Source organism: Micromonospora sp. CPCC 205561, from assembly GCF_036906775.1.
Lineage (GTDB): Bacteria > Actinomycetota > Actinomycetes > Mycobacteriales > Micromonosporaceae > Micromonospora.
Genome location: NZ_JBAKHV010000098.1, coordinates 1 through 10,327, shown reverse-complemented (window position 1 = coordinate 10,327; position 10,327 = coordinate 1). Strand labels below are relative to the sequence as shown.

The window sequence follows — 10,327 nt, the reverse complement described above, 5'->3', positions numbered from 1 at the left end:
CCGGCCCACCCGGGGGCGGCCCGGTGGCCCGGCCCACCGGGCCGCCCCCGGGTGGGCCGGCGCCCGGTCGGTCGCCCGGGGCGCCGGGTGGGCCGGTGCGCCCGGGGTCGCCGGCCAGCACCCGGTCGCAGTAGCCGGCCACCTCGTCCCGGCCGCCGGCGGCCTCGGCCAGTTCCTCGGGGACCGGGTCGCCCGGGGACCGGCCCGGGTCGGCGCCGGAGCGGTACGCCCGGCACAGCCGCAGCACCGACTCGTCCGGCGCGGGTCGGCCGTCCACCCCGTCCGTCGGGGCGGGCGGTCGGTCGGAAGGCGCCGCGGGGGAGGCGTCGGTGGCGGTGGCGGGCGCGTCGGTGGCGGTGGGGGCCGGCGGGCGCGGCGAGGGCTGCGGCACCCCTCCGGTGGCGGCGAGGGCCACGCCGCCGGTCAGCGCGAGGGCGCCGCCGGCCAGCGCGGCGCGTACGCCGAGGCGCGCGAGCGCGGGGCGGCGGCGCGGGCCCGGCACGGGCAGGGGCGTCCCCGCCCGCGCCAGCCGGTACGCCCGCACGGCGGCGTCCTCCCCGGTCAACTCCTCGGCGCGGGGCGCGGCGCGGGCGGCCGTCAGCACCGCCGCGACGGGATGTGAACCGTCGCGCGGCTCGACGACGAGACCGCCGAGCAACCGCTCGACGGTCCGGTGGTCCATCCGGTGCGCTGTCATCTCGTGTCCCTCAGCGCCACCGGCAGCCGGGACGTCACACCCACCCCGGACGCGACGCCGGGCCTCGGCCGCCCGACGAGGCATCGCTGAGCGGTTTCCGCCAGCGGTTGCCGATTCGTCCGGTCCGCGGTGCACTGAACCACATGGGTGTGATCAAGGTGGGCACGTCGTCCTGGGCGGACCAGATGCTGCTGCGCTCCGGCTGGTATCCGCGCGCGGCGAGAACCCCGGCGGGCCGGCTCGACTTCTACGCCGGGCGTTTCCCCATGGTGGAGGTGGACACCTCCTACTACGCGGTGCCGGTGCCCGAGACGACGCAGGGCTGGGTCGACGCCACGCCCGAGGGCTTCACCTTCGACGTCAAGGCGTTCAGCCTCTTCACCGGGCACCCGACGCCGGTGGCGGTGCTCCCGCGTGACCTGCGGCCGGCGGGTGGCCCGAGCCGGATCCGCCGCCGCGACCTGCCGGCCGCCGCGTACGACGAGCTGTGGGACCGGTTCCGGGCGGCGTTGCAGCCGATCGCGGCGGCCGACCGGCTCGGCGCGGTCCTGCTCCAGTTCCCGCCGTGGCTGGCCCGTGGGGCGGCCGCGGAACGACGCATCGTCGAGCTGGCCGAACGGTGCCGGCCGTGGCGGGTCGCCGTCGAGCTGCGCCACGGTTCCTGGTTCGAGGAGACCGCAGCGGTGGACACGCTGGCGTTCCTGCGGGAGCACGGGTTGTCGTTCGTCTGCGTCGACATGCCGCAGGGGCACCCCTCGTCGGTGCCGCCCATCCTGTACGCCACGGCGGAGCTGGCGGTCGTCCGCTTCCACGGGCACAGCACCGCCTGGGAGACCGGCGACAAGCAGGAGAAGTTCCGCTACGCGTACGGCGACGAGGAGCTGCGCCGCTGGTCGGAGCTGCTGGCCGAGCTGGCCGGGCAGGCCGGGGAACTGCACGTGCTGTTCAACAACTGCTGCGGCGACCAGGCCCAGCGCGACGCGGCCCGGCTGGCGGAGCTGCTGGGGGTGCGGCCGGTGGGGCGCGACCCCGCGCGGGCGGGAGCCGGCTCGGCCCCGTGACCGTCGGGTGCGCGGCGACCGCCCCGTGTCAGGTCGCGCTCGCCGTGGGCGGGAGGGTTTTCCCGCCCACGGCCGGGGTACCGCTCCCGGCGACGACGGAGGGGGCGGCAATGGGTGAGCAGCGGCAGGAGCGTTCCGCGACCGGCACGCCGGACGTACCGCGGGACGAGGCGGCGCGGGAGACCCGGGAGGCGCAGGACGCGCACGGCGGCAGCATGGCACCCGGGCTGGTGGACGACACCGGGCACCCGGTGGTGTCGGACCCCTCCGAGGCGGCCGCGGAGGACGGCGTCGCCGGTTGACGGCGGCCGGGCCGAAACCCGGTCGACCGGGGCTCGGCCTGGGGCGATGATGCCCCGGTGTCCTCATCCTCCCGGGCCCTGCTGCGCTGGCAGTTCGACCTGACGTGGTCGCTGTTCGAATACCACCTCGAACGACTCGACGTCGCCGACTTCCTCTGGGAGCCGGCGGCGAACTGCTGGACGCTGCGGCGCGGCCCCGACGGTGCCTGGACGCCCGACTGGGCCGACACCGAACCCGACCCGGTCCCCGTCCCGACCGTCGGCTGGCTGACGTGGCACGTGGGCTGGTGGTGGACGGTGGCCGCGGACCACCTCGCGGGGCGGGCGGCGCGGGCGCGTACCGACGTCGGGTGGCCGGGCGCGGGCGAGCCGTGCGTCGCCTGGCTCCGGCGGCTGCGCACCGAGTGGCTCGGGCTGCTCGAACGGCTCACCGACGCCGACCTCGACGGCCCCGCGCCGTTCCCGTGGCAGGACGACCCCGCGTACACCGTGGCGCACACGATCGGCTGGGTGAACGCCGAACTGATGAAGAACGTGGCCGAGATCGGTCAGCTCCGGCTGCTGCGTGCCGCGGACCGGGCCTGACACGTCCGGACGCGGGCCCGTCGGACCCGCGTCCGGACGCGGACCCGCCGAGCGGCGCCCCGCCGCCGAGGAGCCGGCGGGACGCCGCCCGACGCTGCGCCGGTCAGCGGCAGCCGGACCTGGCCATCCGCTTCCGCTGGGCCGTGCCCATCGCCATGAGCGCGCCCATCCCCTTCGGCGCCTTGCGCGTCCTGCCGACGCGCCCGAGCATGCCCCGGAACACCTCCCCGGGCTTCTGCTGCTCACCCATGTACGCGGTCATCACGATGAGCGCCCCGGTCATCGCCGGAACCGCCCACTGGAGCAGCCGCATCTGCCGCTGGCAGGACGCCACGTTCGACGGCGTCTGCGAGTTCGGCTCGGTGACCCCCTCGACCTGTGGGTTGCCGGCCTTCTCCAGCTTCATGCCGAGCAGCCGGCTGTAGCCGGTCACGGCGAGCGCGCCGACCGTCAGTGCGGTCTTCAGCGTGCTCGCCCGGGCGACCCCGGCCTGGGCGGCCACCCGGGGACTCTCGGTCACCAGTTCCCCGACGGCCCCCGCCAGGTGCGCGCCGATCGCCGCGGCGTTCACCGGGGTCCACCGGGCCCAGCCGGCCGACGCCATCGGCAACCGCTGGGACGAATCGTTCATCTGTGCCGCCGCGCCGTTGACGCCGAACGCTCCCATCAGGGAGCCCCCGAACCAGGCCGCCAGGCCCAGGTCGTGCATCGAGCGCAGTGCGGTGTGCCGTTCGGACATCTGATCCCCTTCCACCGTGTCGGGCGGTGCGGCATACCCATCGCCCGGTCGGCTAATCCCGCCCGTCACCTGCTGATACGCCGCAACGGCGCGGATACCCGGAGGGACCGGGAACCGGTGGCGTCACCGGTGCCGACGATCCGTACGGGCCGACAGGAGTCGGCGGGGCCGGTGGCGGGTAGATCGCCGGACGGACCAGTCGACCGATAGGGGGAGCGGATGTCGCAGCCCGAGGAGAGCCGGGAGAAGACCGCGTCGACCGACGCGGTGCTGATGCACCCGGACAACGATCCGCACAAGAGCACCGCGCAGGTGCCGCCGCCGGCCGAGCGCGGCGAGACGCGGGTGGAGCGGGACGGCGAGATGGTGCCCGTGGAGACGGACGAGTGAGCACCCCTCCCGGGCGGCGCAACCGCCGCCCGGGAGGACGTACGGGCGGCGGCGAGGTCGGGAGCGGCGGGGCATGGGTGACGGGCGGGACCCGGTGGCGACACGGGCGACGGTGGACCACGCGCGGCTCTTCGACGCCGCGCCGTCGCCGTACCTGGTGCTCACCCCGGATCTCATGATCGTCGACGCCAACGAGGCGTACCTGCGGGTCACCGCGCGCGGCCGGCAGGAGCTGATCGGGCGGGAGCTGTTCGCCGTGTTCCCGGCGAACCCGGACGACCCGGAGGGCACCGGGGTGCCCAACCTGCGGGCGTCCCTGCTGCGGGCCCGGGACACGGGACGCCCGGACACGATGGCGTTGCAGCGCTACGACATCCCCGACGGCGTCGGCGGATTCGCGCGGCGGTACTGGAGCCCGGTGAACGTGCCGATCGTCGACGAGTACGGTCGGGTCGTGCTGCTGCTGCACCGCTCCGAGGACGTCACGGACTTCGTCCAGCAACGGCAGCGGACCAGGGACGAGCGGGCCCGCGGCGAGGCGTTCCGGCGACGCGTGGAGGAGGCCGAGGCCGACCTGTACGCCCGGGCGCGGGAGCTGCGCGGCGCGCTGGAGGCCCAGGCGGTGGCGAACCGTCGTCTCGCGACGCTGGTCGACCTGGCGGCCGACCTGGCCGGCTGCGAGAGCGTCGCCCAGCTGACCGAGGTGGTCGTCGAACGCGGCCTCGGCGCGCTCGGCGCCGACGGCGGCGCCGTGGCCGTCCGGGACGAGGGCGACCTGCCGCGGCTCACCGTCACCCACGGCCCCGCCGGCGGCACCCGCGCCCGCCATGCCGAGCTGCCGCTGACCGGCCCGCTGCCCCCGAGCGTCTCTGCGTGCGCCGGCGAGACGGTCTTCCTGCCGGACCGAGCCGCCGCCCTGGACTTCGCCGCCGAGATGGCCGAGGTCGTCGCGACGACCGGACTGCAGGCGTGGGCCTCGCTGCCGCTGCGGGTGGGGGAGCGCCTGCTGGGCGCGCTGACCGTCGGCTGGCGCGCGCCGCACCCGTTCGAGTCGCGCGAGGTCGAGGTGCTGGGCGCCTTCGCGGCGCAGTGCGCGCAGACGCTCGACCGGATCCGGGTGCACCGGGAGCAGCGGCGGACCTCGGAGACGCTGCAACGCAGCCTGCTCTCCGACCCGCCATCGGTGGCCGGCCTCGACATCGCGGTGCGCTACCACCCGGCGGTGGCGCACGAGCAGGTCGGCGGGGACTGGTACGACGCCTTCCGCGCCGCCGACGGCGCCACCACGGTGGTGATCGGCGACGTCACGGGGCACGACCGCGCCGCCCTCGCCGCGATGGCCCAGATCCGCAGCACCCTGCGCGGCGTCGCGTACGTGCTGGGGGAGCCGCCGGCGGCGATCCTCGCCGGGTTGGAGCGGACCCTGCACGGGCTGGGCGTGTCCACGTTCGCCTCGGCCGTGGTCGGGCACGTCCGGCTCCCCGACGCCTCCGGCGACCCGCGGCGGGCTCGGCTGACCTGGTGCAACGCCGGCCATCCGCCGCCGGTGCTGGTGCAGCCGGACGGTACGGCGCGGCTGCTCGCCACCGAACCCGATCCGTTGCTCGGCGTCGGGCCGCTGCCGCGCGCCGACCACGACCAGCTCCTCGATCCGGGGGCGACCCTGGTGCTCTACACCGACGGGCTGGTCGAGCGCCGGGACGCTCCGATCGACGTGGGCATCGGCCGGCTGCGGGAGGCCGCGGGGCGGCTGTTCCACCTGCCGTTGGAGGCGTTCTGCGACGCGCTCCTCGCCGAGCTGACCACCGAGCCGGACGACGACATCGCCCTGCTGGCGCTGCGGATCGGCTGAGCGGGGGTCAGCGGGCCGGCAGTTCCGCGGCGAAGCGCGCCACCCGGGCCGCCAGCGGCGTGCTGGCGCGTACCCAGGTGAAGTGGTCCATCCGGGCGCCGGCCCGCGCCGCGGTGTAACGCTCGCGCGCGACGGGCGCCGCGGCCAGCTTCGCGCAGAGGTGGTCGACCGTGGGGTGCGGGGTGTACTGGTCGTCGTCGACGCTGACCGCCAGCACCGGCGTGCGCAGCGTCCGCACGGCAGCCTCGGCGTCCGCCCCGTAAAGGCGCGGGAAGCGCCCGGTCCGCGCGGTGTGGGCCCAGTCCCGGATGACTCCGCGCGACTGCCGGCCGCCGAAGCCCCAGCCCGGCCAGACGCCGAGCAGCCGGGCCGTGGCGGCGATCCCCTGGGTGTACGGCAGCACGCCGTACCCGCGCAGGCCCGGGTAGCTGCGCCACCACGGCACGCCGACGGCGACCAGCGCGAGCCCGTCGACGTCGTGTTCGCCGTGCAGGGCGAGGTGCAGCAGCGCGACCTGCCCGCCGAGGGAGTGCCCGAGCAGCACCGTCCTGCGCCCGTCCCGCCGGGCCTTCAGCGCCGCCAGCACGGCGCCCACGTCGGCGGCCAGTTCCGGGTAGCCGTACCGGCAGGCGCGGCTCGGCTTCGGGGTGCTCTCCCCGGTGCCGCGCAGGTCGGCCACCGCCACGGCCAGGCCGGCGCCGCGCAGCGCGGCGGCGAACGGCCGGTAGTAGCGTGCCCGGACCCCCATGGCGGGCGTGATCAGCACCAGCGGCGCGTCGGCGACGCCGTCGGGATCCGGGTACACCTGGAGCCCGAGCCGGGCCCCGTCGACCTCGACGAACTCCTGCTGAGGGTCCCCCGTCGCGTTCACCGCCCCAGGCTACGGCCCAAGCTACCGACGGGTAACCAAAGGGTGGCGCGCGTCACGCCGGAGGCGTCACGCCACCGCCGAGGCGTGTCGGCCGGCCGTGCTGACCGCGGCGTAGACCATGCTCAGCTGCTCGGCGCAGCGCTTCCACGAGTACCGGTTGCGGATCCGGTCCAGCGCCGCGGTCGCGTACGCGAAACGCCGGACCCGGTCGGCGAGCAGCCGGCGGACCGCGGTGCCGAGGGCCCGGGGGTCCCGGGGCGGCACGAGGTCCCCGGTCAGCCCCTCGACCACGGTGTCGGCGATGCCGCCGACGTTCGTGCCGACCACCGGCACCCCGCACGCCATGCCCTCCAGCGCGGTGAGCCCGAACGGCTCGTACCAGGGCGCCGCCACCAGCACGTCCGAGGAGCGGTACCAGCTGGCGAGTTCCTCCCGGGGCAGCGCGCCGAGCAGTTTCACCCGGTCGGCGACCCCGCAGGACTCGGCGAGGGCGCGCAGCCGGCGGGCGAAGCCGTCCGCCGGAAGCAGTTCCGCCGGCGGACCGCCGACGACCACGCACTCCGCCTCCGGCACCGCCGGCATGGCCCGGATCACGTCCTGGAGGCCCTTGCGCTCGACCATCCGGCCCACGGTGATGATCCGGGGACGGGCCGGATCGCGCGGGGCGACCGGGCCGTCGGGGCGGAACAACCGCTCGTTGACGCCCCCCGGGACCAGCGTCAGCCGGGACCTGGGCACGCCGAGGCGGACCAGTTCACCGATCTCCTCCTGGGACTGCGCGATGACCCGGTCGGCCCCCCGGCCCAGGGCCCGCTCGTAGCCGATCCGGCCCGGCGGGCTGGTGTCCGGGGCGCCCGTGCCCTGCTGCCGCCGCTTCGTGCTCCCCAGCGTGTGGTACGTCAGCACCACCGGCACACCCGCGCGCCGGCCGGCGTGCATGGTGGCCAGCCCGCTCAGCCAGAAGTGGGCGTGCGCCACGTCCGGTGTCCACTCCCCGTCGCGCCACTGGCCGGCCAGCCAGCGCCCGAACTCGCCCATGTGTGGCAGCAACTCGTCCCGGGGCACCCGCAGCGCGGGACCGGCCGGGACGTGGCACACCTGGTACCCGTCCGGTGTGGACACGGAGTCGGGCTGCGCGTCGGAGTCCCGGCGGGTGTAGACGCGCACGTCGTGCCCCTCGCCGACCAGCGCGGTGGCCAGCTCCGCCACGTGCGTGTGCTGACCGCCGATCTCCCCCACCCCTCCGACGGCGAGCGGACTGGCGTGCTCCGAGATCATCGCGATACGCATGTGCTTCCTCCATCGGCCGGCCCGGGCGGCGGGTACCGGTCGAGCCCCCGGGCGCCTCCCGCCGCCTCCGGACCCCGCCGCAGGAGTCCCTACCCCGGGCCCTGCCTCCTAACCGCCCTCGCCGGGGTTGTCGGGACGGGACGGCTGGCCGCCGGCGCGGGCGCGGGCGGTCGGTGGGGCGCGCCGTCCCACCGGCCGTGACGCGTCGATGACGAGGAGTCAGGCGGGTTCGTCGCGGAGCATGCCCGGGCCGAAGACCTCGTAGGCGATCCGCTCCGCCGGCACCCCCCGCCGCAGCAGGCCGCCGCGGACCGAGCTCATGAACGGCAGCGGTCCGCAGAGGTGCACGTGGGCGCCGGGGGAGAGCGGGATGAGCGCCGGGTCGACCCGGCCGGCGGCCACCTCGGCCGCCACCCCGGCCAGTTCGCCGTCGGTGAGGTCCTCGTACCAGAGCGCGGTGCGCAGGTTGGGCAGCGCGGCGTGCAGGCGGGGCAGCTCGCCGCGGAACGGGTGCGCCGCGCCCGCCCGGTCGGCGTGCACCAGCACCACCGGGCGCCGCGGCTCGGTGGCGGCCAGGTGCTCCAGCGCGGCCATCGCCGGGGTGAGGCCGATGCCCGCGCTGACCAGCAGCAGCGGGCCCTCCCCGGCCACCACGCTGACCTCGCCGAAGGGCGGGCTGAGCCGGAGCACGTCGCCGACGGCTACCCGCTCGTGCAGGAAGGTGGAGACCACGCCGTCGGGTGCGCCGCCGGTGCCGCGTACCCGCTTGACCGTGATCCGCCAGTGGTCGGCCCCCGGGCGGCCGGAGAGGCTGTACTGGCGGATCTGCTGGCCGCGACCGCCGCCCAGGTCGACGGCGACCGAGGTGTACCGCCCCGGGACGAAGGTGGGCACCTCGCCGCGGTCGGCCGGGACCAGGGTGTACGACACGACGTCCACCGCCTCCGTGGTCCGGCCGGTGACGCGCCAGTCCCGCCACCCGGACTCGCCCTCGGCCAGCCCGGCGGCGGTGTAGAGGCGCGCCTCCCGGGCGATCAGCTCGCAGGCCAGCAGCCAGTAGACCTCGTCCCAGGCCGCGGCGACCTCGCCGGTGACGGCGTCGCCGAGGACCTCGCCGACGGCGGCGAGCAGGTGGCGCCCGACGGTCGTGTACTGCGTGGCGGCGATGCCGAGGGAGGCGTGCTTGTGCGCGATCCGGTCCAGGATCGGGCCCCACGGCGCACCGTCGCCGCCGGTCAGGTGCCCGGCGTACGCGACCACGGCGGCGGCCAGCGCGGCCTTCTGGGTGCCGGTCGCCTGGTTGCTGCGGTTGAAGATGTCGAGCAGTTCCGGGTGCGCGTCGAACATCCGCCGGTAGAACCGGCCGGTGATCGCCTCGCCGTGCGCCCGCACGGCGGGCAGCGTCGCCGTCACCACTGCTGCTGAGGACTCCGAGAGCACGACTGTCTCCTCCTGGGCCGGACCGTTCCTGTCCGGACAGCAGAACAGGCGCCCGAGACACCTTCTCAGGGTCGAAGGTCCCGGTTCGGGGGTCGTCCGGATCACACCCCGCGCCCGCGGACCGAGGTGGGCGCTCGACGGCGTTGGCTAGGGTCGGGGCGTGACACCCAACCGGTCGACCGACACGACGCGGTCGACGGACCGTGCCCGATCCGGTCGGAGGAGCGACGATGTCTGACGGTGCGGTCTCCCACCCGGTGTTCGCCCGGGTGTTCCAGCGGGCGAGCGTGGCGATGGACCGGGCCGGCGCGACCGCCCACCGGCACCGGCTCGTCGCCGGCCTCGCGGGCCGGGTGGTCGAGGTCGGCGCCGGCAACGGCCGCACCTTCGCGCACTATCCGCCCACCGTGGAGCGGGTGCTCGCGGTGGAGCCGGAACCCCGGCTCCGGGCGGCGGCCCGCGAGGCGGCGGCCGGGGCGCCCGTGCCGGTGGAGGTGACCGACGGCCTGGCCGAGGCGCTGCCGGTGCCCGAAGCCGATGCCGACGCCGTGGTGCTCTCCCTGGTGCTCTGCTCGGTGGCCGACCAGGCCGCCGCGCTGCGCGAGGCCCACCGGGTGCTGCGGCCCGGCGGGCAGCTGCGCTTCTTCGAGCACGTACGGGCGCGCACGCCCGGCCTGCGCCGCGCGCAGCGGCTGGTCGACGCCACCCTCTGGCCGCTGCTCTGCGGAGGCTGCCATACGGGCCGCGACACGGTGGCCGCGATCCGGGCCGGCGGCTTCACCGTCGCCGAACTGGACCACTTCCGCTTCCCCGAGACCGCGCTGCCCGGCCCGGCCGCTCCGCACGTGCTCGGCGTGGCCACCCGCGACTGACCCCGCGAGCGCCCCTCCGGGGCCCGCCGTTCGACCTGCCGTGACCGGCCCGTCCCATCCCGCCGGCCCGCCACGGTGGGCGGCTTCCGCCGGCCGGCGCGGCGGCGGTGCGGGCTCGGGCGGCCGGCGCGGCGGCACCGGCCGCCCGTCCCGTCCCGGCGGCGGACGCGGCGGGACCCCGGGCCGTCCGGCCCGGGGTTCCGGGACGCGGCCGCGGTCAGGCGACCG

Annotated in this window: 11 protein-coding genes; 6 read left to right on the top strand and 5 right to left on the bottom strand. The window is 76.5% G+C overall.

Translation table 11 applies throughout. The features are described 5' to 3' along the window. On the bottom strand, positions 1 to 697 hold a 697-nt coding region (locus V6V16_RS27415), incomplete at its 3' end, for a hypothetical protein (protein WP_334566772.1). Between the two features lie 143 nt (positions 698 to 840). Here V6V16_RS27415 and V6V16_RS27410 point away from each other — a divergent pair. The 3 genes from V6V16_RS27410 (at position 841) to V6V16_RS27400 (ending at position 2,645) form a co-directional block, all read left to right on the top strand. Further along, positions 841 to 1,758 carry a DUF72 domain-containing protein gene (locus tag V6V16_RS27410; protein ID WP_334566770.1) on the top strand — a complete coding sequence of 306 codons (918 nt, stop codon included), beginning with the start codon at positions 841 to 843 and terminating at the stop codon, positions 1,756 to 1,758. Positions 1,759 to 1,868: 110 nt separating this feature from the next. Continuing rightward, positions 1,869 to 2,060 (top strand): hypothetical protein, encoded by a 192-nt coding sequence (locus V6V16_RS27405; protein ID WP_334566767.1) that lies wholly within the window; start codon positions 1,869 to 1,871, stop codon positions 2,058 to 2,060. A gap of 57 nt (positions 2,061 to 2,117) precedes the next feature. Beyond that, positions 2,118 to 2,645 carry a DinB family protein gene (locus V6V16_RS27400; protein ID WP_334566765.1) on the top strand — a complete coding sequence of 176 codons (528 nt, stop codon included), beginning with the start codon at positions 2,118 to 2,120 and terminating at the stop codon, positions 2,643 to 2,645. Between the two features lie 103 nt (positions 2,646 to 2,748). Here the strand turns inward: V6V16_RS27400 and V6V16_RS27395 are convergent, their stop codons facing one another. Beyond that, on the bottom strand, positions 2,749 to 3,384 hold the full coding sequence (locus V6V16_RS27395) for a hypothetical protein (protein WP_334566762.1): 636 nt from the start codon (positions 3,382 to 3,384) through the stop codon (positions 2,749 to 2,751). Positions 3,385 to 3,603: 219 nt separating this feature from the next. On the opposite strand from V6V16_RS27395, the gene V6V16_RS27390 reads away from it, so the two are divergent. Both V6V16_RS27390 and V6V16_RS27385 read left to right on the top strand, forming a co-directional pair. Continuing rightward, entirely contained in the window at positions 3,604 to 3,774 is a 171-nt protein-coding gene (locus tag V6V16_RS27390) for a hypothetical protein (protein ID WP_334566760.1), read from the top strand. A 73-nt stretch (positions 3,775 to 3,847) separates the two neighbouring features. Then, positions 3,848 to 5,626 carry a SpoIIE family protein phosphatase gene (locus V6V16_RS27385; RefSeq protein ID WP_334566758.1) on the top strand — a complete coding sequence of 593 codons (1,779 nt, stop codon included), beginning with the start codon at positions 3,848 to 3,850 and terminating at the stop codon, positions 5,624 to 5,626. A 7-nt stretch (positions 5,627 to 5,633) separates the two neighbouring features. On the opposite strand, the gene V6V16_RS27380 is transcribed toward V6V16_RS27385, so the two are convergent. The 3 genes from V6V16_RS27380 to V6V16_RS27370 all read right to left on the bottom strand — a co-directional run bounded on the left by V6V16_RS27380 (position 5,634) and on the right by V6V16_RS27370 (position 9,227). Next, complete coding sequence (locus tag V6V16_RS27380) at positions 5,634 to 6,497, bottom strand: alpha/beta hydrolase family protein (protein WP_334566756.1); 864 nt, start codon at positions 6,495 to 6,497, stop codon at positions 5,634 to 5,636. Between the two features lie 66 nt (positions 6,498 to 6,563). Then, positions 6,564 to 7,787 (bottom strand): glycosyltransferase, encoded by a 1,224-nt coding sequence (locus V6V16_RS27375; RefSeq protein WP_334566753.1) that lies wholly within the window; start codon positions 7,785 to 7,787, stop codon positions 6,564 to 6,566. 219 nt (positions 7,788 to 8,006) lie between these two features. Beyond that, positions 8,007 to 9,227, bottom strand: coding sequence for a globin domain-containing protein (locus V6V16_RS27370; RefSeq protein ID WP_334566752.1), 1,221 nt, complete (start codon positions 9,225 to 9,227; stop codon positions 8,007 to 8,009). 230 nt (positions 9,228 to 9,457) lie between these two features. Between V6V16_RS27370 and V6V16_RS27365 the strand changes: the two genes are divergently transcribed. Further along, on the top strand, positions 9,458 to 10,099 hold the full coding sequence (locus V6V16_RS27365) for a class I SAM-dependent methyltransferase (protein WP_334566750.1): 642 nt from the start codon (positions 9,458 to 9,460) through the stop codon (positions 10,097 to 10,099). Positions 10,100 to 10,327: the final 228 nt, after the last annotated feature.